General features: G+C 72.0%; 24 protein-coding genes. 10 read left to right on the top strand and 14 right to left on the bottom strand.

What is annotated here, in order from left to right:
- Positions 1-2 precede the first annotated feature (2 nt).
- Positions 3-683 carry a response regulator gene (locus ABD981_RS22500; RefSeq protein ID WP_345530329.1) on the bottom strand — a complete coding sequence of 227 codons (681 nt, stop codon included), beginning with the start codon at positions 681-683 and terminating at the stop codon, positions 3-5.
- A 35-nt stretch (positions 684-718) separates the two neighbouring features.
- The gene (locus ABD981_RS22495) at positions 719-1,921 is read right to left on the bottom strand and encodes a sensor histidine kinase (RefSeq protein WP_345530327.1); all 1,203 of its coding nucleotides are present in this window, start codon (positions 1,919-1,921) and stop codon (positions 719-721) included.
- 97 nt (positions 1,922-2,018) lie between these two features.
- Between ABD981_RS22495 and ABD981_RS22490 the strand changes: the two genes are divergently transcribed.
- Positions 2,019-3,014 (top strand): SAM-dependent methyltransferase, encoded by a 996-nt coding sequence (locus tag ABD981_RS22490; protein ID WP_345530325.1) that lies wholly within the window; start codon positions 2,019-2,021, stop codon positions 3,012-3,014.
- Positions 3,015-3,067: 53 nt separating this feature from the next.
- On the top strand, positions 3,068-4,210 hold the full coding sequence (locus ABD981_RS22485; RefSeq protein ID WP_345530323.1) for an NADH-quinone oxidoreductase subunit D: 1,143 nt from the start codon (positions 3,068-3,070) through the stop codon (positions 4,208-4,210).
- A gap of 82 nt (positions 4,211-4,292) precedes the next feature.
- Here ABD981_RS22485 and ABD981_RS22480 read toward each other — a convergent pair whose 3' ends face one another.
- The 4 genes from ABD981_RS22480 to ABD981_RS22465 all read right to left on the bottom strand — a co-directional run bounded on the left by ABD981_RS22480 (position 4,293) and on the right by ABD981_RS22465 (position 7,935).
- Entirely contained in the window at positions 4,293-5,393 is a 1,101-nt protein-coding gene (locus ABD981_RS22480) for a hypothetical protein (protein ID WP_345530321.1), read from the bottom strand.
- Positions 5,394-5,523: 130 nt separating this feature from the next.
- Complete coding sequence (locus tag ABD981_RS22475) at positions 5,524-6,516, bottom strand: ABC transporter substrate-binding protein (RefSeq protein ID WP_345530319.1); 993 nt, start codon at positions 6,514-6,516, stop codon at positions 5,524-5,526.
- Between the two features lie 74 nt (positions 6,517-6,590).
- Positions 6,591-7,244, bottom strand: a complete 654-nt coding sequence (locus tag ABD981_RS22470; RefSeq protein WP_345530317.1) for an ABC transporter permease — start codon at positions 7,242-7,244, stop codon at positions 6,591-6,593.
- 1 nt (position 7,245) lies between these two features.
- Positions 7,246-7,935 carry an ABC transporter permease gene (locus ABD981_RS22465; protein ID WP_345530315.1) on the bottom strand — a complete coding sequence of 230 codons (690 nt, stop codon included), beginning with the start codon at positions 7,933-7,935 and terminating at the stop codon, positions 7,246-7,248.
- A gap of 173 nt (positions 7,936-8,108) precedes the next feature.
- Between ABD981_RS22465 and ABD981_RS22460 the strand changes: the two genes are divergently transcribed.
- Positions 8,109-9,167 (top strand): ABC transporter ATP-binding protein, encoded by a 1,059-nt coding sequence (locus ABD981_RS22460; RefSeq protein WP_345530313.1) that lies wholly within the window; start codon positions 8,109-8,111, stop codon positions 9,165-9,167.
- Here the strand turns inward: ABD981_RS22460 and ABD981_RS22455 are convergent.
- On the bottom strand, positions 9,154-10,266 hold the full coding sequence (locus ABD981_RS22455) for an alpha/beta hydrolase (RefSeq protein WP_345530311.1): 1,113 nt from the start codon (positions 10,264-10,266) through the stop codon (positions 9,154-9,156). The genes ABD981_RS22460 and ABD981_RS22455 overlap by 14 nt on opposite strands.
- A gap of 169 nt (positions 10,267-10,435) precedes the next feature.
- Between ABD981_RS22455 and ABD981_RS22450 the strand changes: the two genes are divergently transcribed.
- The 6 genes from ABD981_RS22450 to ABD981_RS22425 all read left to right on the top strand — a co-directional run bounded on the left by ABD981_RS22450 (position 10,436) and on the right by ABD981_RS22425 (position 15,289).
- On the top strand, positions 10,436-12,280 hold the full coding sequence (locus tag ABD981_RS22450; RefSeq protein ID WP_345530309.1) for a phosphatidylglycerol lysyltransferase domain-containing protein: 1,845 nt from the start codon (positions 10,436-10,438) through the stop codon (positions 12,278-12,280).
- 68 nt (positions 12,281-12,348) lie between these two features.
- Positions 12,349-13,209, top strand: a complete 861-nt coding sequence (gene folP / locus ABD981_RS22445; RefSeq protein ID WP_345530307.1) for a dihydropteroate synthase — start codon at positions 12,349-12,351, stop codon at positions 13,207-13,209.
- Positions 13,206-13,679, top strand: a complete 474-nt coding sequence (locus ABD981_RS22440; protein WP_345530305.1) for a nuclear transport factor 2 family protein — start codon at positions 13,206-13,208, stop codon at positions 13,677-13,679. The genes folP and ABD981_RS22440 overlap by 4 nt, the downstream gene beginning before the upstream one ends.
- Positions 13,680-13,812: 133 nt before the next feature.
- Positions 13,813-14,172 (top strand): dihydroneopterin aldolase, encoded by a 360-nt coding sequence (folB, locus tag ABD981_RS22435; protein WP_132917724.1) that lies wholly within the window; start codon positions 13,813-13,815, stop codon positions 14,170-14,172.
- The gene (gene folK, locus ABD981_RS22430) at positions 14,169-14,768 is read left to right on the top strand and encodes a 2-amino-4-hydroxy-6-hydroxymethyldihydropteridine diphosphokinase (RefSeq protein WP_345530303.1); all 600 of its coding nucleotides are present in this window, start codon (positions 14,169-14,171) and stop codon (positions 14,766-14,768) included. The genes folB and folK overlap by 4 nt, the downstream gene beginning before the upstream one ends.
- A gap of 32 nt (positions 14,769-14,800) precedes the next feature.
- Complete coding sequence (locus ABD981_RS22425; RefSeq protein WP_345530301.1) at positions 14,801-15,289, top strand: DUF3180 domain-containing protein; 489 nt, start codon at positions 14,801-14,803, stop codon at positions 15,287-15,289.
- Between the two features lie 3 nt (positions 15,290-15,292).
- Here the strand turns inward: ABD981_RS22425 and ABD981_RS22420 are convergent, their stop codons facing one another.
- From ABD981_RS22420 to dacB, 7 genes are all read right to left on the bottom strand, one after another.
- Entirely contained in the window at positions 15,293-16,285 is a 993-nt protein-coding gene (locus ABD981_RS22420; protein WP_345530299.1) for a hypothetical protein, read from the bottom strand.
- Between the two features lie 69 nt (positions 16,286-16,354).
- On the bottom strand, positions 16,355-16,960 hold the full coding sequence (gene folE, locus ABD981_RS22415; protein ID WP_345530297.1) for a GTP cyclohydrolase I FolE: 606 nt from the start codon (positions 16,958-16,960) through the stop codon (positions 16,355-16,357).
- 105 nt (positions 16,961-17,065) lie between these two features.
- On the bottom strand, positions 17,066-19,090 hold the full coding sequence (gene ftsH / locus ABD981_RS22410; RefSeq protein ID WP_345530295.1) for an ATP-dependent zinc metalloprotease FtsH: 2,025 nt from the start codon (positions 19,088-19,090) through the stop codon (positions 17,066-17,068).
- A gap of 162 nt (positions 19,091-19,252) precedes the next feature.
- The gene (gene hpt, locus ABD981_RS22405; protein WP_345530466.1) at positions 19,253-19,792 is read right to left on the bottom strand and encodes a hypoxanthine phosphoribosyltransferase; all 540 of its coding nucleotides are present in this window, start codon (positions 19,790-19,792) and stop codon (positions 19,253-19,255) included.
- A gap of 42 nt (positions 19,793-19,834) precedes the next feature.
- Positions 19,835-20,866 carry a tRNA lysidine(34) synthetase TilS gene (gene tilS / locus ABD981_RS22400; RefSeq protein ID WP_345530293.1) on the bottom strand — a complete coding sequence of 344 codons (1,032 nt, stop codon included), beginning with the start codon at positions 20,864-20,866 and terminating at the stop codon, positions 19,835-19,837.
- Between the two features lie 197 nt (positions 20,867-21,063).
- Complete coding sequence (locus ABD981_RS22395) at positions 21,064-22,212, bottom strand: zinc-dependent metalloprotease (protein WP_345530291.1); 1,149 nt, start codon at positions 22,210-22,212, stop codon at positions 21,064-21,066.
- 60 nt (positions 22,213-22,272) lie between these two features.
- Positions 22,273-23,781: a D-alanyl-D-alanine carboxypeptidase/D-alanyl-D-alanine endopeptidase gene (gene dacB, locus ABD981_RS22390; protein ID WP_345530289.1), complete on the bottom strand. Its 1,509-nt coding sequence runs from the start codon at positions 23,779-23,781 to the stop codon at positions 22,273-22,275.
- 105 nt (positions 23,782-23,886) lie between these two features.
- On the opposite strand from dacB, the gene ABD981_RS22385 reads away from it, so the two are divergent.
- Positions 23,887-24,378 (top strand): inorganic diphosphatase, encoded by a 492-nt coding sequence (locus ABD981_RS22385; protein ID WP_024758444.1) that lies wholly within the window; start codon positions 23,887-23,889, stop codon positions 24,376-24,378.
- The last annotated feature ends 7 nt before the right edge of the window (positions 24,379-24,385 follow it).

The following is a 24,385-nucleotide window of genomic DNA, read 5'->3' as shown; positions in this document are numbered from 1 at the left end:
GGCTAGAGCGACCCGCCCCCGGCCCGTACGAGACCGGTCTCGTAGGCGAGGACGACGACCTGCACCCGGTCGCGCAGGTCGAGCTTGGTGAGGATCCGCCCCACGTGCGTCTTCACGGTCGCTTCGGACAGCACGAGCCGGGCCGCGATCTCGCCGTTGGACAGCCCCTGGGCGACCAGCAGCATGACCTCGCGCTCGCGGTCGGTGAGCCGGTCGATGCCGCTGTCGGCGGCGCGGCTCTCGCGCCCGGTCGACGGCAGCATGGGCGAGAAGCGGTCGAGGAGGCGCCGGGTGGTGGAGGGGGCGACGACGGCGTCGCCGCTGTGCACGGACCGGATGGCGCCGAGCAGCTCGGCGGGCGGCACGTCCTTGAGCATGAAGCCGCTGGCCCCGGCCTTGAGCCCGGAGAAGGCGTACTCGTCGAGGTCGAAGGTGGTGAGGATCAGCACCTTGGGCGCGCCGGGCTGGGAGCAGATCCGGCGGGTGGTCTCGACCCCGTCGAGCTTGGGCATGCGCACGTCCATCAGGACGACATCGACCTCGGTCCCCCGCAGCACCTCCAGGGCCTCCACGCCGTCGCCCGCCTCGGCCACGACCTCCATGTCCGGCTGGGCGGCGAGCACCATGCGGAAGCCGGTGCGCAGCAGCACCTGGTCGTCGACGAGCATCACACGGATGGACATGCTGTTCCTTCGGGTCTGCGGGGTCGGGGTCGGGATCAGTGGGCGGGCTTGAGCGGAAGCAGGGCACTGATGCGGAAGCCGCCGCCGGGCCGCGGCCCCGCGTCCAGGGTGCCGCCGACCATGCCGACCCGCTCCCGCATGCCGATGAGCCCGTGGCCGCGCCCGTCGGCACCGCCGTCCTCGTACATCTCCTGGGGCGCGCCCCGCCCGTCGTCCTCGACGAGCAGCCCGAGCCCGTCGTCGAAGTAGACCAGGCGGACGCTGGCGCCGACGTCGGGGCCGCCGTGCTTGCGGCTGTTGGTGAGGGCTTCCTGGACGATCCGGTACGCGGTGAGCTCGACGCCGCTGGGGAGCGGACGCGGGGTGCCCTCGATCTTGAAGTCGACGGCGAGGCCGGCGCCGCGGACCTGCTCGACGAGGTCCTCGATCTGCTGCACGTCGGGCTGGGGGACGTACTCGCCGGCCTCCTGGTGCTCGCCGGTGCGCAGGATGCCCAGCAGGCGGCGCATCTCGGCGAGGGCCTGGCGGCCGGTGCCGGCGATGGTCTCCAGGGCCTGCTTGGCGGTCTCGGGGGAGGAGTCCATGACGTAGGCGGCGCCGTCGGCCTGGACGACCATGACGGAGACGTTGTGGGCGACGACGTCGTGCAGCTCGCGGGCGATCCGGGCGCGCTCGGCGGCGACGGCGACCTTGGCCTGGGCCTCGCGTTCCTTCTCCAGGCGGGAGGCACGTTCCTCCAGCTGGGCGAAGTAGGCGCGGCGGGTGCGCAGGGAGTCGCCGAGCACCCAGGCGAGGGCGAAGGGCACGGTCATGATGACGGTGAAGAAGACGGTGGCCGCGGAGGAGCGGGACCCCTCCAGTGGCCAGCGCAGCTGGGAGAGCGTGGCGGCGGCGAGGCCGCCGGCGAGGGCGAGCCGGGAGGCCCAGCGGGGCCCGTCGTGCGCGGCGACCGTGTAGATGATCACGAGCATGGCGAAGTCGGCCATGAACGGGACGATCCCGAAGGCGAGCTGGACGAGGCCGAGGACGACGGCGAGGACCAGCATCTTCTCGGGCGCGCGCCGCCGGAGGGCGATGACGAGCGAGTAGAGCACGGCGACGCCGAGGTAGCCGGCGACGGCGGTGCCGGCCGGGGCGCCGCCGCCCACCCACAGCAGGGAGAACCCGAACAGGACGACGGCCCAGAAGGTGTCGACGCCGGTCGGGTGTCTGCGGATGAAGTCGTAGAGGCGCTGCACGTGACCCAGCGTAGGGAAAGCCGATAGGTGCAGGGGTCAACCGTGGGGTCGATCCTTTCCGTGAGGCCCGTACTCCCCAAGGTGGAGACTGGGGCGCGTGACGGATGAGACGTGTCAGTGGCAGGGGTGGCGCGAGGCCACGGAGCGGGCGCTGTACGGCCCGGAGGGCTTCTTCCTGCGGCCGGAGGGGCCCGCGGGGCACTTCCGCACCTCGGTGCACGCCTCGCCGCTCTTCGCGGGGGCGGTGGCCCGGCTGCTCGCCCGTACGGCGGAGGAGCTGGACACGGAGGAGCTCGCGCTGGTGGACGTGGGCGCGGGGCGGGGCGAGCTGTTGACGGGGGTGCTGGCCGCGCTGCCGCCGGGTCTGCGGGTCCGGCCGTACGGCGTGGAGCGCGCGGCCCGGCCGGCCGGGCTGGACCCGCGGATCGTCTGGACGGACCGGGTGCCGGACGGGGAGCGGGGGCTGCTGTTCGCCAACGAGTGGCTGGACAACGTGCCGGTGGACGTGGCGCAGGCCGACGGGGACGGCGTCGTCCGGTACGTCGAGGTGCGGGCGGACGGTACGGAGCGCCTGGGCGGGCCGGTGACGGGGCCGGACGCGGGGTGGCTGGAGCGCTGGTGGCCGCTGCGGGAGCCCGGGGAGCGGGCGGAGATCGGGCGGCCGCGGGACGAGGCGTGGGCGGGGGCGGTGGGGGCGCTGGCCGCCGGGACGGCGGTGGCGGTCGACTACGGGCACCTGCGCGGGTCGCGGCCGCCGTTCGGGACGCTGGCCGCGTTCCGGGAGGGGCGGGAGGTGGCGCCCGTGCCGGACGGGAGCCGCGACCTGACGGCGCACGTGGCGATCGACGCGTGCGCGGAGGCGGGTGGCTGGGCGGCCCGCGCGGACGCCCCCGGTGGCCGCAGGGCCCCGGAGGTCCTCACCCAGCGGGAGGCCCTGCGGGGGCTCGGGGTGAGCGGGGGCCGGCCGCCGCTCGCCCTCGCGTCGAGCGACCCGCGCGGGTACGTGCGGGCGCTCGCCGCCGCGGGGGAGGCGGCGGAACTGCTGGCGCCCGGGGGGCTGGGCGACTTCCTGTGGCTGGTGCAGCGGGTCTGAGCGCACGGGCGCCCCGCCCGGGGCGGGTGCGGGGCGGGGGGATACTGGTCCGCATGACGGAGACGACGGTCGGTATCGGCGGCGCGGCGGAGAGCACCGACATGGTGCTGAACATCGGGCCGCAGCATCCCTCCACCCACGGTGTGCTCCGGCTGCGGCTCGTGCTCGACGGCGAAGTGGTGCGCGAGGCCGAGCCCGTGGTCGGGTACATGCACCGCGGCGCCGAGAAGCTGTTCGAGGCGCGGGACTACCGGCAGATCATCATGCTGGCGAACCGCCACGACTGGCTGTCGGCGTTCTCCAACGAGCTCGGCGTCGTGATGGCCGTGGAGCGGATGCTGGGCATGGAGGTCCCGGAGCGCGCCGTGTGGACGCGGACGCTGCTCGCCGAGCTGAACCGGGTGCTCAACCACCTGATGTTCCTCGGCTCGTACCCCCTCGAACTGGGCGGCATCACCCCCGTCTTCCACGCCTTCCGCGAGCGCGAGGAGCTCCAGGCCGTCATGGAGGAGGTCTCCGGCGGCCGGATGCACTACATGTTCAACCGGGTCGGCGGCCTCAAGGAGGACCTGCCGGCCGGCTGGCTGGGCCGGGCGCGGCAGGCGGTCGCGGACGTGCGGTCGCGGATGGACGTGTACGACCGGCTGGTGCTCGGCAACGAGATCTTCCGGGGCCGGACCCGCGGGGTCGGGGTGCTGTCGCAGGAGGCCGTGCACGGGTACGGGGTGTCCGGGCCGATCGCCCGCGCCTCGGGCGTCGACTTCGACCTGCGCCGGGACGAGCCGTACCTCGCGTACGGGGAGCTGCAGGACGTCCTGCGGGTGGTGACCCGGACGGAGGGGGACTGCCTGGCCCGCTTCGAGTGCCTGCTCGACCAGACGCACAACGCCCTGGAGCTCGCCGACGCCTGTCTGGACCGGATCGAGGACCTGCCGCAGGGGCCGATCAACCAGCGGCTGCCGAAGGTCCTGAAGGCGCCGGAGGGGCACACCTACGCCTGGACCGAGAACCCGCTGGGCATCAACGGCTACTACCTGGTCTCCAAGGGCGAGAAGACCCCGTACCGGCTCAAGCTGCGCTCGGCCTCGTACAACAACATCCAGGCGCTGGCCGAGCTGCTGCCGGGGACGCTCGTCGCCGACATGGTGGCGATCCTGGGCTCGCTGTTCTTCGTCGTGGGCGACATCGACAAGTAGCGTCCCGGGACGGGACGGAAACGGCGGAGGCGGCGGACCCTGGGGGTCCGCCGCCTCCGCCGTTCGTACGTCGCGCGCCTCGCTACGAGTTCACCGCGCCGCGCAGCTCCGCGACGTCGATCTGCTCGGTCTCGTCGTGCGCGGTCAGGTCGATGACCTGGCCGATGGCCCGCTGCTCCGGGGTGCGCCCGGCGACGGCCGCGAGGACCTCCTCGCCCACGACGTCGGCGAGGTCGGCGTGCTGCACCGCCTCGATGGCCGCGGCGGCCTTCTGGGTGCCGAAGTAGTCGAAGCCGCCCGCGGGGCGCGGGGCGGGACGCCGGGCGGCGTACGGGACGATCGCGGCCGCGGCGGGCACGTGCCGCATGGCGGGCGCCTTGGTGTGCTCGTCCGAGGCGGGCTCGACGGGGGCGTCGGCCCCGGAGGCACCGTCCGCGGCGGCGGCCACGGTCACGTCGGTGCCGGTCACGTCGGTGCCGGTCACGGCGGCATCGGTCACGGCGGCATCGGTGACATCGGCCGTCGCGTCGGTGCCGGTCACGTCCGCGGCCGCGTCGTCGCCCGCCGCTGCCACCGGTGCGGCGCCGGCGTCGGCCTCGCCCCGGGTCTCGTCCTCGGCCGTGTGCTCCCCCCGCGCCTCCAGGTTCCGCAGCGCCTCCGCCGCCCTGCGGTAGGCCTCGGGGGTCGGGGTGGAGCCGCCGGCGGGCAGCGCCTTGGCCTCCGGGGCGGTCGCCTCCAGGGCGAGCACGCGGCGGCCTTCGAGGGCGCTGGCGCGCTCGGTCTCGGCGGTGGCGTAGCGGCGCAGGAGGTCGGCGTGCTCGCCGCGGAGCCCGGCGAGTTCGACCCGCTTGGCGCGCAGCTTGGCGTCGAGGCGGGCGCGCAGCTCGCGCGACTCCTCCAGGTCGGACTCCAGCTCGGCGACGCGCTCGTCGTTCTTCCACTGGTCCGCCGTGCGGGCCCGGTTCAGCTCGGCGACCTGACGGCCGGCGCTCTGGTCCCAACTCCGCATGAGGACGGCGCCGGTCACGGCGGTGGCCGCCGCGGCGGCGACGAGCAGCCGCAGCACCAGGGTGTCGCCGAGCAGCCAGGCGCCCGCGGCACAGGCGACCGAAGCCCCGGCGACCGCCGAGGGCGGCAGGAGCTTGTGGAGGGGCGGGGAATGGCGGTGGCGTCCACGTGGCATGGCCTGAAATTTACCGTGCGTAGGCGCCGTATGGGGCCCCGGCCCGGCAATCTCTTGGCGAGTTCTCGCCGTCATGGGCCGGAGCGGAGCGATTCCGGACTGAATCGCTCCGATTCCCCCCGTGCCGTGCCTACTTCTTGAGCAGCCCCTTCGACTCCAGATAGGCCTTCGCCACGTCCTCCGGCTTCGCCCGCTCGGCGTCGACCTTGCGGTTGAGTTCGGCGAGATCCGCCGTCGTCAGAACCTTGGTGATCTTGTCGAGGGCGGCGGCGATCTCGGGAGATCCGGCGTCCGCGGCATTGACCACGGGCAGCACGTTGTCCGCGTTCTGGAGCTTCTTGTCGTCCTCCAGGAAGACCAGGCCGAAGGAGTCGACGGTCGCGTCCGTCGTGGTGGTGAGGACCAGTTGGTCCACGCCGTCCTTGACCGCCTGCTTGGCCTGCGGGGTGCCGACGCCCTTGGGGTCCACGCCGGTGACGTCGATCCCGTACGTCTTCTTCAGACCGGGGGCGCAGAAGGGGCGGATCTCGCATTCGTCACCGGCCGCGATCTTCACCTTCAGCTTGGCGCGGCCGAGGTCGGAAAGGGTCTTCAGCTTGTTCTTCTCCGCGAATTCCCGGCTCACCGCGAAGGCGTTCTGATCGACGGCCCCGCCGACCGCGAGCACCTTCAGTCCGCGCGGCTCGGCGAGCTTCTTCAGCGCCTCCGTGGTGGCGGCCGGGTCACCGGAGGCGACCGGCTTCTCCTCGGGCGCCTTCGGCCCGTTCACCTTCGCGTTGAGGGATTCCGCGAGCGTCGCCGCGTATTCCGGTACGACGTCGATCTCGCCCTTCTCCAGAGAGGGCTCGTACAGCTCGCGATTCTTCACCGTGGTGACGGTCGCGGAGTATCCGGCGTCGTCCAGGACCTGGGCGTAGAGCTCGGCGAGGACCTTGGACTCGGTGAACGCGGCCGCGCCGACGACCAGGGAGCCCTTGCTCCCGCCGCCGCCCGCGGAGGCGCCGCCGCCGGACTTCGACTTCTCCAGGCTGTCGCCGCCGCACGCGGCCAGCGAGACCGTCAGCGCCGCGACGCCCACTACCGCACCCGCGATACGCGAGGTCCTGCTCACAAGATCACCCATCTCAAGTCGTTGTCCGTCATGGCGCGTCCGTCCCGGCGCGTCTCCCCTGGCGCGACCCGCCACCGGCGCGCGCGTCACCGGCGCAGCAGCCGGTCCGCGCCCACCAGCAGCGCCTCCACCAGGAGCGCGAGCAGGGCCACGAGCACGGCGCCCGCGACCACCTGCGGCGTGTCGTACGTGTTGAATCCGGCGGTGATGATCCGCCCGAGGCCGCCCTGGCCGACCATCGCGGCGATGGTCGCCGTGGCGACCACCTGCACCGCGGCCGAGCGCAGACCCGTCATCAGCATGGGCCGGGCCAACGGCAGTTCGACCCCGCGGAAGAGCTGTCCGCCCGACATCCCCATCCCGCGGGCGGCCTCCACCACCGCGCGGTCCACCTCGCGCACGCCCACGTAGGCGTGGGTGAGCAGCGGCGGTATCGCGAAGAGCACGAGCGCGACGACCGTCGGCACGTACCCGGCGTTGCGCAGCGGCGAGACCATGAAGAGGGCCAGGACGGCGAAGACCGGGATGGCCCGGCCCACGTTGGAGAGGTTGACCGCCAGCGTCCCGCCCTTGCCGAGGTGCCCGAGCCACAGACCCAGGGGCAGCGCCACGGCGCAGGCGAGGAGCAGCGCGGCCCCGCTCACGTACAGGTGCTCGGCGAGGCGGTGCCAGACGCCGCTCTCCCCCGACCAGTTGGCGCCGGTGGTCAGCCAGGACCAGGTGTCCGCGACGACCTGCATCTCAGGCACCCCCCGCCCGTGCGGCCCGGATCCGGCTCCAGGGCGTGAGGAGCCGCTGGAGGCCGAGGAGCAGCAGGTCGGCGGTCACGGCGAGCAGCACGCACAGCACGGAGGCGGTGAGCACCTGGGCCTTGAAGAAGGTCGGCAGGGCGTCCTCGATCAGGTTGCCCAGGCCGCCGCGTCCGACGATGGAACCGACCGTGGTGAGCGCGATCGTGGAGACCGTCGCCATCCGGATGCCGGCCATCAACGCGGGCAGCGCGAGCGGGAGTTCGACCTCCCACAGCAGCCGGCCCGACCCGTACCCCATGCCGCGCGCGGCCTCCTTGGTCTCGGCGGGCACGGCCGCGAGGCCGGCCAGGACGCCGCGCACCAGGATGGTCAGCGAGTAGAGCACCAGGCCCGTCACGACCAGCGCCGAGGACAGCCCCAGCAGGGGCAGCAGCAGCGAGAACAGGGCGAGCGAGGGGATCGTGTAGAGCAGGGTGGTCAGACCGAGGACGGCACCGGCCAGCCGGGGCCGCGCCCGCACGAGCAGGGCGAGCGGGAAGGCGACGGCGAGCCCGAGGAGCACCGACGCCGCGGTGATTCCCACATGCTGGACCGTGGCGTCGGCCAGTTCCTGGGAGCGGGTGCGCAGATACTCCCCGCAGATCCAGTCGTTGGTCACCAGGCAGTTCGTCCCGGCCATGCGCACCCCCCTCGGCGTCTGTCGGCCCGCTCGGTGCCTGTGGCTCCCCACGCGCCTCACGAACATCTGTCCGGCGACCCTAACCCCGGCCACTGACATTCACCGGGGAACGCCACAATGTGGAAATACTTCCTTCACACAATGCGGGCCGCGAAGGGTCAGAATGGGGAACCATGATCCGGTTCGAGCAGGTGACCAAGCGGTACGCGGACGGGACCACCGCCGTCGACGACCTCTCCTTCGAGGTCGCCGAGGGGGAGCTGGTGACCCTCGTCGGCCCGTCCGGCTGCGGCAAGACGACCACGATGAAGATGGTCAACCGGCTCGTCGAGCCCACCGGGGGGCGGGTCCTGCTCGGCGGTGAGGACGTCGCCGGCGTCGATCCCGTACGGCTGCGCCGCACCATCGGCTACGTCATCCAGCAGGTCGGCCTCTTCCCGCACCGGACCGTCCTCGACAACACGGCCACCGTGCCCGCGCTGCTCGGATGGAAGAAGGCGAGGGCCCGCGAGCGCGCCGCCGAGCTCCTCGACCTGGTCGGCCTCGACCCCGCCGTGTACGGCCGGCGCTATCCCGAGCAGCTCTCCGGCGGCCAGCGCCAGCGGGTCGGCGTGGCCCGCGCGCTCGCCGCCGACCCGCCCGTCCTGCTGATGGACGAGCCGTTCGGCGCCGTCGACCCGGTGGTCCGCGAGCGGCTCCAGACCGAGTTCCTGAACCTCCAGGCGACCGTCCGCAAGACGGTGCTGCTGGTCACCCACGACCTGGAGGAGGCGGTCCGGCTCGGCGACCGGATCGCCGTCTACGGGCAGGGTCGCATCGAGCAGTTCGACACCCCGGCCACGGTGCTGGGCGCCCCCGCCACCCCGTACGTCGCCGACTTCGTGGGCGCGGACCGCGGCCTCAAGCGGCTCGCCGTCACCCGGGTCACGGAGGCGGACCTGGAGCCCGCGACGGACGGCCGCCGACCCGCCGGGGACGGCCCCGGCGCCGCGGAGGGTCCCGGCGCCGCGGGGGGTCCCGGCACGGCGGACGGCCCCGGCACCGCCGGACGGGCCCCCGGATTCCCGCTGGGCGGCTCCCTCAAGGACGCCCTGGCGCTGCTCCTCCAGCACGACACCGGCCGGATCACCGTGCACGCCCCCGGGGATCCGGGGCGCGTCCTCGGCTCGCTCACCACGGACGGCGTCCACCGGGCCCTGCGCCGGGCCCGGCCGGAGCTCAGCTCGCGCTGAGCTTCCCGCTCATCCAGACCAGCCCCGGCGGGATCTCCCGGTTCCAGGTGTTGAAGTTGTGGCCGCCGCTCTCCAGCGTGATGGAGGAGACGCTCGCCGGGTCCTTCACCTTCTTGATGAAGGCCAGCGTCCCCTTGAGGTTGCTCTCGCCGTGCTTGGACGTGGTCACCAGGAAGGACGACCTGCCCTGGGGCAGGTGGTCCAGGCTCCACAGCAGGTCGGCCCGCTTCTTCGCGTCCTGGTCGCCCTGGAACAGGTCGCCGGTCGTCACGTCGTCCGCCGCCCGGTAGTACGCGGAGAAGCCGGCGGCCGCGGAGAAGCGGTCCGGGTGGTGCATCGCGATCTTCAGGGCGCAGTAGCCGCCGGTCGAGTTCCCCATGAAGCCCCAGTTCCGCGGCTTCGTGCCCACCCGGTAGGTCTCCGAGATCGCCTTCGGCAGGTCCTGGGCGAAGAAGGTCTCCGTCTGCGGGCCGCCCGGGACGTCGACGCACTCGGTGTCCCGTGGCGGCGCGACCGTCGGCCGCAGCATCACCAGGATCATCGGCTGCATCTTCTTGTCCTTGGCCTGCTGGAAGGCCGTCTTCGGGTACTTCAGGCCCTTCAGCAGGTTCTCCGCCGTGCCCGGGTAGCCGGTCAGCACCACGGACGCGGGAAAGGTCGACTTCGCGTACTTCCCCTGGAAGTACTCCGGCGGCAGGTACACGTACGCCTGGGAGTCGATCCTCGACTTCTCGCCCGCTATGACGATCTTCTGTATCTGTCCGCCGACCGAGGGACGCCCGCCGCCCGGCACGTCCACCGCCTGGGTGCCGACGACCTTGACGTCCTTGGAACCGGCCGAGTGGTCGACCACCACGCCCATGTCCTGCTCCTGGCCGAACAGGTCCGCCCAGGAGCCGTAGAAGAGGAAGGAATTGTTGGCGGCGAGACCGAGCGAGGCGAACAGGGCCACCTGGGTGGCGAGCAGCAGCCCGACCCGCCCCAGGACCGTGCGCCAGCCGCCGCGCGCCAGCCTCGGCCACAGCCAGACCGTGGCGGCGAAGAGCACCACGGCCAGCGTGACCGCCAACGCGAGAACTGTGTTGCTGGTGAGACCCATGAGACGTCCGAGCTTTCTGCCTGATTTTTCCCTGAGATTTCCCTGACGGGCAATGAACCCGCCCCATCGCTGCTCCGTCCTAGAAGGCGCAAACCCTCCGGTACGCCCAGATCCGCGCGGCCTACCGGATCAACGATCTCTCGCGGAGCCACGGGAAGCACGGGAAGCGATGTCTGTCACGGTAGATGGGGACAAATCCGGATCGGTTCCGGATCACGTACGCCGGATTCTGCGCGGACCCCGACCCGAAAGGGTCCCGGCCCTGATCGGAACGGCCTGCACACTGATCGGTCTGATCGACATCGCCGCGGGAGTCTTCCCCCGGTTCCGCGCCAGCCGCATGCACGCCGTCGCGGAGATCCTCCCCGGCACCCTGGGCCCGCTCTCCGCGGCCCTCTCCCTCAGCGCCGGCGTCCTCCTGCTGCTGCTCGCCCACGGCCTCAAGCGCAACAAGCGCCGCGCCTGGCGCGCCGCCGTGATCCTGCTGCCGATCGGCGCGGTCGCCCAGTTCGTCTGGCGCCACTCGATCATCGGCACGCTGCTCTCCGTCGCGCTCCTCGCGCTGCTGGTCCGCCACCGCGACCAGTTCGCCGCCCTGCCCGACCCCCGCAGCCGCTGGCGCGCCCTCGCCAACTTCGTCCTCATGGGCGCCGGATCCATCGCCCTCGGCCTGGTGATCGTCAGCGCCCACCCGCGCCGCGTCGTCGGCAGCCCCAGCCTCGCCGACCGCCTCGAACACGTCCTGTACGGCCTCTTCGGCGTCGAAGGCCCCGTCGCCTACACCGGCAACGTCGACTGGACCGTCGGCTACTCCCTCGGCGCCCTCGGCATGCTCACCGCCCTCACCACCATCTACCTCGCCTTCCGGCCCGAGCACCCCGCCGCCCGGCTCACCGAGGACGACGAGACCCGCCTGCGGGCCCTCCTCGACAAGCACGGCGCCCGCGACTCCCTCGGCCACTTCGCCCTCCGCCGCGACAAGGGCGTCGTCTTCTCCCCCAGCGGCAAGGCCGCCGTCTGCTACCGCGTCGTCTCCGGCGTCATGCTCGCCAGCGGCGACCCCATCGGCGACGTCGAGGCCTGGCCCGGCGCCATCGAACGCTTCATGGACGAGGCCAAGGCCCACTCCTGGACCCCCGCCGTCATGGGCTGCTCCGAGACCGGTGGCCAGGTCTGGACCCGCGAGACCGGCCTCGACGCCCTCGAACTCGGCGACGAAGCCGTCGTCGACGTCGCCGACTTCTCCCTCTCCGGCCGCGCCATGCGCAACGTCCGCCAGATGGTCAAGCGCATCGAACGCAACGGCTACACCACCAAGGTCCGCCGCGTCGCCGACCTCAGCGACGGCGAACTCGCCCGGGTCCGCCGCGCCGCCGAGGACTGGCGCGGCACCGACACCGAACGCGGCTTCTCCATGGCCCTCGGCCGCATCGGCGACGCCGGCGACGGTGACGCCGTCATAGCGACCGCCCACAAAGACGACCCCGACGGCGCCGACTCCCCCTACGGCGACCTGAAGGCGATCATCCACTTCGTCCCCTGGGGCAAGGACGGCATGTCCCTGGAGCTCATGCGCCGCGACCGCAGCGCCGACCCCGGCATGAACGAGCTGCTCATCGTCGCCTCCCTCCAGGACGCCCCCCGCCTCGGCATCAAGCGCGTCTCCCTCAACTTCGCCATGTTCCGCGCCGCCCTCGCCCGCGGCGAGAAGATCGGCGCCGGCCCCGTCCTGCGCCTCTGGCGCGGACTCCTCGTCTTCCTCTCCCGCTGGTTCCAGATCGAGTCGCTCTACAAGTTCAACGCCAAGTTCCAGCCCCGCTGGGAACCCCGCTTCGTCGTCTACCGCAAGAGCCGCGACCTCCCCCGCATCGGCTTCGCCGCCATGCAGGCCGAGGGCTTCGTGAACGTCACCCTCCCCCGCCCCCTGCGCCGCCGCTCCCACCCGCCGGCCCCGCGCCCCTGCGCCCACATCGTCCCGGCCCAGACCGAACAGCACGAGGTCCACGCCGCCTGAGACCCGCCCCCGGCCCCACCGCGCCCCGAGCACGGCCCGACCGGCACCACACCCCCTAGGCTGGACGCATGAGTAAGACGATCGGCCGGGGCACGGCGCTCGGCCTGCCGGAGTGGGACCGCTGCGCGGTCATGGGCGTGGTCAACGTGACCCCCGACTCCTTCTCCGACGGCGGCCGCTGGTTCGACACCACGGCCGCCGTCAAGCACGGCCTCGACCTCGTCGCCGAAGGCGCCGACCTCGTCGACGTCGGCGGCGAGTCCACCCGCCCCGGCGCCAGCCGCGTCGACGCCGAGGAAGAACTCCGCCGGGTCATCCCCGTCGTCCGCGGCCTCGCCGCCGAAGGCGTCACCGTCTCCGTCGACACCATGCGCGCCACCGTCGCCGCCCGGGCCGTCGCCGCCGGCGCCACCCTCGTCAACGACGTCAGCGGCGGCCTCGCCGACCCCGGAATGATCCCCGCCGTCGCCGCCGCCGAAGTCCCCTTCGTCGTCATGCACTGGCGCGGCTTCAGCGAGAACATGAACAGCCTCGCCGTCTACGACGACGTCGTCGGCGAAGTCGTCACCGAACTCCGCACCCGCATGGAGGCCGTCGTCGACGGCGGCGTCGCCCCCGAGCGCATCGTCCTCGACCCCGGCCTCGGCTTCGCCAAGCTCGCCCCCCACGACCTCGCCCTCGTCGCCCACCTGGACCGGCTGCGCGCCCTCGGCCGCCCCCTCCTCGTCGCCGCCTCCCGCAAGCGCTTCCTCGGCCACGTCCTCGCCCACGACGGCGCCGCCCCGCCGCCCGCCCGCGAACGCGACGCCGCCACCGCCGCCGTCTCCGCCATCGCCGCCCACGAGGGCGCCTGGGCCGTCCGGGTCCACGAGGTCCGCGCCACCGCCGACGCCGTACGGGTCGCCAGAGCCGTCGAGGGAGCCGCGTGACCCGCGCCCGCGAGGCCGACCGCGCCGCCGTCGAGGCCGCCAACACCGCCTTCTACGAAGCCCTCGAACAGGGCGACTTCGACGGCATCACCGAGCTCTGGCTCGACGACGGCGCCACCCCCATCTCCTGCGTCCACCCCGGCTGGCCCGTCCTCTCCGGCCGCGGCGAGGTGCTCCGCTCGTACGCGCTGATCATGGCCAACACCGACTACATCCAGTTCTTCCTCACCGACGTCGAGGTCTCCCTGGCCAAGGACGTGGCGGTCGTCACGTGCACCGAGAACATCCTCAGCGGCGGCCCCGCCGAGGACGGCGCCGCCCTCGGCCCCCTCGTCGGACAGCTCGTCGTCGCCACCAACGTCTTCCGCCGCACGTCGGAGGGGTGGAAGGTCTGGTCCCACCACGGCTCCCCGGTGATCCCCGAGAGCCCCGACGGCACCCCCGACGACACCGCCGACACCGCCGACTGAGCGCCCCGACCGGCCGGACACCCCCGGCCGCCGACCCGGCTGTCGGTACCCGAAGGTAGATTCGGTGATGGACACCCGGCCGTCCGCACCCGGCTGCGTGGCCACCCGTACTACGACAGCAGGAGTGATTCGCGTGGATCGTGTCGCGCTGCGCGGCCTCAAGGCCCGAGGACACCACGGCGTCTTCCCCAAGGAGCGCGAGGAGGGCCAGACCTTCATCGTCGACCTCACCCTCGGCCTGGACACCCGCGCCGCCGCCGCCGGTGACGACCTGACGAAGACCGTGCACTACGGCGTCGTCGCCGAAGAGGTCGTCGACGTCGTCCAGGGCGAGCCCGTGGACCTCATCGAGACCCTCGCCGAACGCATCGCCCAGCAGTGCCTCAAGCACGCCGGCGTCCAGGAGGTCGAGGTCGTCGTCCACAAGCCGGACGCGCCCATCACGGTCCCCTTCGACGACGTGACCGTCACCATCACCCGGAGCCGCGCATGAAGCCCCAGCACAGCGATCCGACCGTCCAGCCGGTACCGGCGGCCGTCACCGCCGCCGTCGACGCGGCCGACGTCACCCTCTCCAACCCCCGATGGGCCGTCCTCGCCCTCGGCGCCAACCTCGGCAACCGCCTGGAGACCCTCCAGGGCGCCGTCGACGCGCTGGAGGACACCCCCGGCCTGCGGGTCAAGGCCGTCTCCCGCGTGTACGAGACGGAGCCCTGGGGCGTCGAGCCCGGCAGCCAGCCCTCCTACTTCAACGCGGTCATCCTCGTGAAGACCACGCTCCCCCCGGCCTCGCTGCTGGAGCGGGCCCACGCCGTCGAGGAGGCCTTCCACCGGGTCCGCGACGAGCGCTGGGGCGCCCGCACCATCGACGTCGACATCATCACGTACGCCGACGTCGTCTCCGACGACCCCGTCCTCACCCTCCCGCACCCGCGGGCCCACCAGCGCGCCTTCGTCCTCGCCCCCTGGCACGACGTGGACCCCGAGGCCCAGCTCCCCGGCCACGGCGCCGTCGCCGAGCTCCTCACCTCCCTCGGCAGCGAGGGAGTCGCGCCGCGCACCGACCTGGACCTGCGGCTCCCCGAGTAAGATCGTCGCCCCGACCACGCGAAGGACACCCGGTGAAACAACTGCGGCTCAAGGTGCTCGCCGGACTCTTCGTCGTCGCCGGCGTCCTCTCCTGGGGCGCCGCCCGGCTCTGGGACTCGGTCGGCACCCTCCCCAGCGTGCCGCTCGCCGCGCCCATCGTCCTGGCGGCCATCGCCGTCGTCCTGACCGCCACCGCCCTCTCGCTGCGCGCCCGCCTCAGGGCCCAGCGTGAGCGCCGCCCCGGCGCCAAGGGCGTCGAACCCCTGATGGCCGCCCGCGCGGTCGTCTTCGGCCAGGCCAGCGCCCTGGTAGCCGCCCTCGTCGCCGGCATGTACGGCGGCACGGGCGTCTTCCTGCTCGGCTCCCTCGACATCCCCGCCCGCCGCGACCAGGCCCTCTACGCCGCCTTCGCCGTCCTCGCCGGCATCGCCGTCATCGCCGCCGCCCTCTTCCTGGAACGCGTCTGCAGGCTCCCGGAGGACGAGGACCAGAACGGCCCCGGCCGCGCCCCGGTGAGCTAGCCCCTACCAGGGCTCCCGCACCAGGTGCCCGTTCACCAGGAACGTGGGGTGCGGGGACAGCCGGTAGCTGTAGAACGTGAAGGGCTTGGTTCCGGCCGCCGGGCGGGGACGGACTTCGCGGACCTGGACCCAGGTGGATTCGGGCGGGGCGGTGGGATGGTGCTCGGGGGTGAAGGTGTTGCGGTTCTGCCAGCGGTTCGAGACATAGAGCCTTGACGCAGCCTCCCGCTTGGAGGGAGTGAAGCGCGCTCCGATGATCCGCGCCAGCTCGGCCAGGAACGGGACGTTGGCACTCACGATGATGCGCCCGTAGCCATGCTTGAGGTCGCAGCCGTCGCCGTCGATATAGCCGTCGAGGAACCCCTGAAAGGTGTCCGCGTCCCGCATGACGACACGGGGAAAGCCCTGCCTCATGTGATGGGGGTCCCCGCCGACGTAGTGCCGCATAGCGTCCGAGAGGTACGACGACACCACGCGCACCCGGAATCCCGGCAGGTCGCGCTTCAGATAGCCGGACGGCCGAGACACCGCCTCAAGCCTTGCAGGAAGGCCCGTGCAGGCCGTCAAAGCCGCCGCATAGCGCGCGGCGAAGCTCTTCTCATTCACGATGAGGGAGACGTAGTTCTTGTAGACCGTCCCGTCTGAGCAGGTGGCGCCGACGAAATAGCCGAACTCGTATCCCGGCCTGATCCTGAAGCGTTCTCGGCAGAGCTTGCGAGCCGGCGTCCATGCGGCCGTGGCCCCTGCGGCGTCCCCGGCGGGTGTCCAGCCATCCGGCGTGGCCAGGAGGAGGTTCGGGCTGGCAATGAAGGCAGTGCGATCCGTGACCACCTCGACAGCGTCACGGCCTTTTACCGCCGTCACATCCACTACGGTCGTCCGTACGGTCCGGTCACGGTCCAGTGTCCACAGCTCGTCGCCCGCAGCCACGTTCTTCGCCTGAGCCCAACCGCCCACTCGGTTCACCAGCATCTTGCTGGAAAGCCCATACCCCATACCGATCCCCTTGATCAGCGATCAACTCGACTGATCGGGACGGTATGGAGCAGGACGGACACGCCGCTACTAACGTGCCAATATCAAGGACATGGCCTCGGCTCGTGTAGTAGCGTCACGCAGTTGGCCACGTACCGCCGAGGTCGTCGTCTTCGCGCCCGGCTTGCGGATGCCGCGCACGGACATGCACATGTGCTCGGCCTCGATCACCACGATCGCACCACGGGCCTCGAGGATCCGCATGAGCGAGTCCGCGATCTGCGTCGTCAAGCGCTCCTGCACCTGTGGCCGCCGGGCGAACACGTCGACGAGACGCGCCAGCTTGGACAGTCCCGTGATCTTCCCGCTCTCGGCCGGGATGTATCCGACATGAGCGACGCCGTGGAACACCAGAAGATGATGCTCACAGAAGCTAACGAATTCGATGTCCTTCACGAGGACCATCTCGTCGTGACCGAGGTCAAAAGTGGTGGTCAGGACATCTTCAGGCTCTTGCCGCATCCCCGCCAGGAGTTCCTTGTACGCACGTGCAACGCGTGCGGGAGTTTCCAGCAAACCCTCGCGGTCCGGGTTCTCGCCGACCGCGATCAGGAGCTCCCGTACGGCGTTCTCGGCGCGCTTCTCGTCGAACTCGCCGATCGGGCTCTCGCCGTCCAGCGTCACCGGGTCGGTCATCTGTGCCTCGTTCCGTCTGTCTGAACCTGACGCGAAAAAGCCGCGCCCCCACAGGCTAGAACCTGTGGGGGCGCGGCATCCATTCCGGGTCCGGGGATCCGGGGGTCAGACCTCGGGGTGCTCCTCGGGGAGGGCGTCCGTGGTCTTGGTGGTGTCGACCGGGGTCGTCGCCGAGGAGGAGCCGTTGGCGCTGTTGGTCAGGGCCAGCTCCTTCGGGGAGAGGACCGGCGGGCGGGTGGACGGGGTGCGGCGGGCCGAACCCGTCCAGGCCGGGCGGGCCGGGCGCCGGACGATGGGGGCGAAGATCTCGGCGATCTCCTCCTTGCCCAGGGTCTCCTTCTCCAGGAGCGCCAGGACCAGGTTGTCGAGGATGTCGCGGTTCTCGACCAGGATCTCCCACGCCTCGTTGTGCGCGGTCTCGATGAGCTTCTTGACCTCTTCGTCCACCAGCGCGGCGACCTCTTCCGAGTAGTCGCGCTGGTGCGCCATCTCACGGCCGAGGAAGGGCTCGGTGTTGTCGCCGCCGAACTTGATGGCGCCGAGCCGCTCGGTCATGCCGTACTGGGTGACCATCGCGCGAGCGGTGGCCGTGGCCTTCTCGATGTCGTTCGCCGCGCCCGTGGTCGGGTCGTGGAAGACGAGCTCCTCCGCCGCGCGGCCGCCCAGCATGTACGCCAGCTGGTCGAGCATCTCGTTGCGGGTGGTCGAGTACTTGTCCTCGTCCGGCAGGACCATCGTGTAGCCCAGGGCGCGGCCGCGGGACAGGATGGTGATCTTGTGGACGGGGTCGGAGTTCGGCGAGGCCGCCGCGACCAGGGCGTGACCGCCCTCGTGGTACGCGGTGATCTTCTTCTCCTTGTCCGACATGATCCGGGTCCGCTTCTGCGGGCCCGCGACCACGCGGTCGATCGCCTCGTCCAGCGCCTTGTTGTCGATCAGCTTCTGATCGCTGCGGGCGGTGAGGAGCGCCGCCTCGTTGAGGACGTTGGAGAGGTCCGCACCGGTGAAGCCGGGGGTGCGGCGGGCGACGGCGCCGAGGTCCACGTCGGGGGCGACGGGCTTGCCCTTCTGGTGGACCTTGAGGATCTCCAGGCGGCCCTGCATGTCGGGGCGGTCGACGGCGATCTGCCGGTCGAAGCGGCCCGGGCGCAGGAGCGCGGGGTCGAGGATGTCGGGGCGGTTCGTGGCGGCGATCAGGATGACGCCGCCCTTCACGTCGAAGCCGTCCATCTCGACGAGCAGCTGGTTGAGCGTCTGCTCGCGCTCGTCGTGCCCGCCGCCGAGGCCGGCGCCGCGGTGGCGGCCGACCGCGTCGATCTCGTCGACGAAGACGATGGCCGGGGCGTTGGCCTTGGCCTGCTCGAAGAGGTCGCGGACGCGGGAGGCGCCGACGCCGACGAACATCTCGACGAAGTCGGAACCGGAGATCGAGTAGAACGGCACGCCGGCCTCGCCGGCGACGGCGCGCGCGAGGAGCGTCTTGCCGGTTCCGGGCGGGCCGTAGAGCAGGACGCCCTTGGGGATCTTCGCGCCGACGGCCTGGAACTTGGCCGGCTCCTGGAGGAACTCCTTGATCTCGTGGAGTTCCTCGACGGCCTCGTCGGAGCCCGCGACGTCGGCGAAGGTGGTCTTCGGGGTGTCCTTGGTGATCAGCTTCGCCTTGGACTTGCCGAACTGCATGACGCGGGAGCCGCCGCCCTGCATCTGGTTCATCAGGAAGAGGAAGACGACCACGATCAGGACGAAGGGCAGGAGCGAGAGCAGGACCGAGACGAACGGGGACTGCTTCGTCGGCGAGACGGTGTAGCCCTTCTCGATCTGTCCGGCCTCGAACTTCTCCTGCAGCTTGTCGGCGAGGTCGGCGCCCTGGGTGCCGATGTAGCTGGCCTGGACCTTGCCCGACTTGTTGATCTGCTGACCGTCGACGAGGTCGATCTTGATGACCTGCTCGTCACCGGTGGTGAGCTTTGCGGATTTGACCTGGTTCTTGTCGATCGCCTGGACGACCTGGGAGGTGTCCACCGTCTTGTAGCCCTCGGACGAGCCGACGACCTGCATCAGCACGACCACGGCGAGGACGGCCAGCACGATCCACATGACCGGCCCACGGAAGTATCGCTTCACGTCCATCCATACGGGGCGCTAGCGCCCCGTCCCTCCTGCCCGTAGGTAAATGCTGCTGAGTGAGAAAAAGCTGTTCTTCGGACGGTACCCCAGCATTGTCACCCGCGACCGTCTTCCCTTGCTTCAACGGAGGGAAGACGGTGCGGGTTCCCCTTGGGGCGGCGGGTGTCAGCCGCCGTAGACGTGGGGGGCGAGGGTGCCGACGAACGGGAGATTGCGGTACTTCTCGGCGTAGTCGAGGCCGTATCCGACGACGAACTCGTTCGGGATGTCGAAGCCGATCCACTTCACGTCGATGGCGACCTTGGCCGCGTCCGGCTTGCGCAGGAGGGTGCAGACCTCGAGGGAGGCCGGCTCGCGCGAGCCGAGGTTGGACAGGAGCCAGGACAGGGTCAGGCCCGAGTCGATGATGTCCTCGACGATCAGGACGTGCTTGCCCTTGATGTCGGTGTCGAGGTCCTTGAGGATGCGGACGACGCCGGAGGACTGGGTGCCCGCGCCGTAGGAGGAGACGGCCATCCAGTCCATGGTGACGGGGGTGGACAGCGCGCGCGCCAGGTCCGCCATCACCATCACGGCGCCCTTGAGGACGCCGACGATGAGCAGGTCCTTGCCCGCGTACTCCGTGTCGATCTTCGCGGCGAGCTCGGCGAGCTTCGCGTCGATCTCTTCCTTGGTGATGAGCACCGACTTGAGGTCGGTGCCCATGTCCTTCTCGTTCACCCGGGTCACTTTCGTTGCAGCCTTGCGTCAGCCTTGCCGAATGACCAGTCTGCCACCCTGGCGGCGCGCCTCGACGCGCCCGGGCAGGTTGATGGCCCCTTGGCCGCGCCAGCCGGTGATGAGCCGGTCGACCTCCTCGATGTGGCGGGCGAAGAGGGAGCCGGCGGGGGCGCCTTCGGCGATGACGGCGCGGCGCAGGACCCGGCGGCGTACGGCGGGGGGAAGTCCGAAGAGTTTGGCGCATTCGAGGCGGCCGGTGTCGTCCCGTACGGAGGCCTCGGCGTCGGCGGCCCAGGAGTCGAGGGCGTCGGCGTCGTCGCGGGAGAGTTGGGCCGTTCGGGCGAGGGCTTCGACGACACCCTTGCCGAGGGCCTTCTCGAGGGCGGGGAGGCCCTCGTGGCGGAGGCGGGAGCGGGTGTAGGCGGGGTCGCTGTTGTGGGGGTCGTCCCATACGGCGAGTTCCTGGGCGATGCAGGCCTTGCGCACGGTCTGGCGGTCGAGCTCCAGGAAGGGGCGGCGGTAGCGGCCGGCGGTGCCGGAGACGGCGGCCATGCCGGAGAGCGAGCGGATGCCGGAGCCGCGGGCGAGGCCGAGGAGGACGGTCTCGGCCTGGTCGTCGCGGGTGTGCCCGAGGAGGATCGCGGTGGCGCCGTGCCGCTCGGCGGCGGCGTCGAGGGCGGCGTAGCGGGCGTCGCGGGCGGCGGCTTCGGGGCCTCCGTCGCGGCCGACGGTGACGGTGACGGCTTCGACGGGGTCGAGGCCGAGCGCGGTCATGCGGTCGGCGACTTCGCGGGCGCGCTGCGCGGAGCCGGCCTGGAGGCCGTGGTCGACGGTGATGCCGCCGGCGCGGACGTCGAGCTTGCGGGCCTCGAAGGCGAGCGCGGAGGCGAGCGCCATGGAGTCGGCGCCGCCGGAGCAGGCGACGAGCACCAGGGGGTGTGCGTCGGGCCGGGCGTCGTGGCCGCCGTCGGCGTGCTGGGTGGTGTGCTCGGTGAGAACGTCGTGGAGTACGCGGCGGACCGCCAGGCGTATCGCCGCGACCGCAGGATGGGGACCCATGTCCGGTGCCCTTCGTGGAGAGAGTGCAGTGCCTCGGTCGGAGTCTTAACGGTCGGAAGTGGGGGTTCGGTCACTCAGAGTGCGTCGATGGTGACAGAACCTGGCCGTTACCCGAGCATTGCACGCCTCACCCGCCGTCTACGGTCCCTCGGATGGGTGATTGGTGGGGTGTTCTTCCGCCATCCGACGCATCCGTCTCACGAGTCTGCCTTACGGTGCACCCTCGCCACCCAGTCGGCCGGGCGGGCGATCTCGGTCTTGGTCGGGAGCGTGTTGGGGGAGGTCCAGACGCGGTTGAAGCCGTCCATGCCGACCTGGTCGACGACGGCCCGGACGAAGCGCTCGCCGTCGCGGTACTGGCGGAGCTTGGCGTCGAGGCCGAGGAGCTTGCGCAGGGCGAGGTCGAGGCGGGAGGCGCCGCGGGCGCGGCGCTGCTGGAACTTCTCGCGGATCTCGGCGACGGAGGGCACGACGTCGGGTCCGACGCCGTCCATGACGTAGTCGGCGTGGCCTTCGAGGAGGGACATGACGGCGGTGAGGCGGCCGAGGATCTCGCGCTGTTCCGGGGTCTGGACGAGTTCGACGAGGGAGGGTCCGGGTTCGCCCTGTTCGCCTTCGGGGCGGCCGCCGGCGAGGGCCTGGGCGGCTTCGCGGAGGCGTTCGACGACGGTGGAGGGGTCGACGTCGGTGGCGGCGAGGAATGACTGGATCTCGCCCTGGAGGTGGTCGCGCAGCCAGGGGACGGCGGTGAACTGGGTGCGGTGGGTCTCCTCGTGGAGGCAGACCCAGAGCCGGAAGTCGTGCGGGGAGACGTCCAGCTCGCGTTCGACGTGGACGATGTTGGGGGCGACGAGGAGGAGGCGGCCGGCGCCGTCGGCTCCGGCGGGCAGGTCGCGGCCGGCGGGGGCGAAGGTCTCGTACTGGCCGAGGATGCGGGAGGCCAGGAAGGACAGCAGCATGCCGAGCTCGACGCCGGTGACCTTGCCGCCGACGCTGCTGAGGACGGTGCCGCCGGTGGAGCCGGAGCGGCGTTCCTGCATCTTGTCGAGGAGCGGGGAGAGCAGTTCGCGGAAGCCGGCGACGTTGGCCTTGATCCAGCCGGCCCGGTCGACGACGAGGACGGGGGTGTCGGGGGTGTCTGCGGGGTCGCGGTCCTCGGGGATCATCCGGGTGTAGGCGCGGACGTGTTCCTCGGCGGCCTTGGCGTGTCTGCGGAGCTCGGCGACGACCTCGCGGGCCTCCTCCCGGCTCACCTCGGGGCCCGGGCGCACCAGGCGGGTCGCCGTCGCGACGGCGAGATTCCAGTCGACCATCCCCGATGTGCCTGCACCACCGATGCTCGTCATGCGTCAACGGTACGGGCTCGGGGCCGGTTCGGTGAGGGTTCGGGCGACTGTTCCCCCGGGTCAGCGGGGTGGGGCGAGGGCCGCGGCGAGGCGGTCGAGGGCGGGCTGGGCGGTGTCGGGGGAGCTGGTGCGGCCGGCCAGGAAGGCGAAGGCGAGGAGGCGGCCGTCGGCGGTGACGACGGTTCCGGTGAGGGTGTTCACTCCGGTGAGGGTGCCGGTCTTGGCGCGGACGAGGCCGGCGCCGGGGGCGGTGGCGTCGGTGCCGAAGCGTCCGGCGAGGGTGCCGCTGAAGCCGCCGACGGGGAGTCCGGTGAGGACGGGGCGCAGGGCGGGGCGGGCGGGGTCGGCCGCGCGGGTGAGGATGCCGGTGAGCAGGGCGGCGGAGACGCGGTCGTTCCGGTCGAGTCCGCTGCCGTCGGCGAAGCGGGCGCCGGCGACGGGGAGGCCGAGGCGGGCGAGCTCGTCGTGGACGGCCTTGGCGGCGCCGGTGGCGCTGGCGGGCTGTTTGCGGGCGAGGGCGGTCTGCCGGGCGAGGGCTTCGGCGAGGTCGTTGTCGCTGGTGGTGAGGGTGCGTTCGACGAGGTCGGCGAGGGGTGCGGAGTCGGTGCGGGCGAGGGGCGCGGCCTGCGGGGCCTTGGGGGCGCGGCCGGGGGCGGGGCTGCCGTGGACGGTGACGCCGGCGGCGCGCAGCAGGGCGGCGAAGGCGGTGGCGGTGTCGCCGGCCGGGTCGGCGGTGCGGGGCGCGGGGCCGCTGCGGCTGCCGTCGAGGCGGCCCTCGTCGGTCATGAGGGCGCTGAGCGGGGCCAGGTTCTCGTTGGGGCCGATGGGGTGGAGCGCGGGGCCCTGGTAGAGGCTGGTGTCGTAGGCGAGCCGGACCGGGCGGGGGGTGCCGCCGCGGGCCTTGAGGGCGCGGGCGGTGGCGTCGGCGAGGGCCTTGAGGCGGGTCTTGTCGAGCGTGGGGTCGCCGCCGCCGACGAGGGTGACGGTGCGTCCGTCGGCGCCGGTCACGGTGGTGGTGGCGATGCGGTGGTCGGGGCCGAGGGCGGAGAGCGCGGCGGCCGCGGTGGCGATCTTGACGGTGGAGGCGGGGGTCATGGGGGTGGCGGCGCCCTCTCCGTACAGCCGGCGTCCGGTGGCGACGTCGACGACGGAGGCGGTGCGCAGCGGGCCGAGGCCGGGGTCGGCGAGGAGCGGGACGAGGACGGCCGCCCAGTCGGTGGGGCGGGCGGGGCCGGTGGGGTCGCCCGTCCGGGTGGAACCGGGGGCGTCCGGGGTGCCCGGGGTGTCGGCGGTGCCGGTCGTTCCCGTGGTGCCGGGGGCGCCGAGGGCGCGCAGGACTCCGGCGGCGCTCGGGGCGGGCGCGGGGACGGCGGCGGGGTGGCGGGGGGCGGGTCCGGGGGCTCCGGCGTGATGTGCGCCACCCCTGGGGTCGGCGGCGGCCGCGCGGGCCCGCTCGGCCTTACGCTGACCGGAGTCCCACGGACCGGCCGCGGTCACCGCTCCGGCGGCCAGGGCCAGACCGAGTACGGCGGAGCCCGCCACGAGCTGCCAGGTTCTGGGCTCCGGCATGTGATGACCAGCCCCTTTCGCGATCAAGACCGTGCGTGAGAGACACTTAACCATCGCGCGTCATCGCGAGCATTGACATGTGTTGATTCAGGAGGAGATCCACCCGTGGAGTTCGACGTTCTCATCGAGATCCCCAAGGGATCGCGGAACAAGTACGAGGTCGACCACGAGACCGGTCGGATCCGCCTGGACCGCCGTCTCTTCACCTCGACCGCCTACCCGACGGACTACGGCTACGTCGAGAACACCCTCGGCGAGGACGGCGACCCGCTGGACGCGCTCGTCATCCTGGACGAGCCCACCTTCCCGGGCTGCCTCATCAAGTGCCGCGCCATCGGCATGTTCCGCATGACGGACGAGGCCGGCGGCGACGACAAGCTGCTGTGCGTCCCGGCGACGGACCCGCGCATGGAGCACCTGCGCGACATCCACCACGTGGCCGAGTTCGACCGCCTGGAGATCCAGCACTTCTTCGAGGTCTACAAGGACCTGGAGCCCGGCAAGTCCGTCGAGGGCGCCGACTGGGTCGGCCGCGCCGAGGCCGAGGAAGAGATCGAGAAGTCCTACGCTCGCGCCAAGGAGCAGGGCGGCCACTGAGCCCCTG

The sequence above is a fragment of the Streptomyces showdoensis genome (assembly GCF_039535475.1).
GTDB classification, from domain to species: Bacteria; Actinomycetota; Actinomycetes; order Streptomycetales; family Streptomycetaceae; genus Streptomyces; species Streptomyces showdoensis.
Note: the sequence above shows the minus strand (reverse complement) of the source record. Positions and strands in the feature narration are given on the sequence as shown.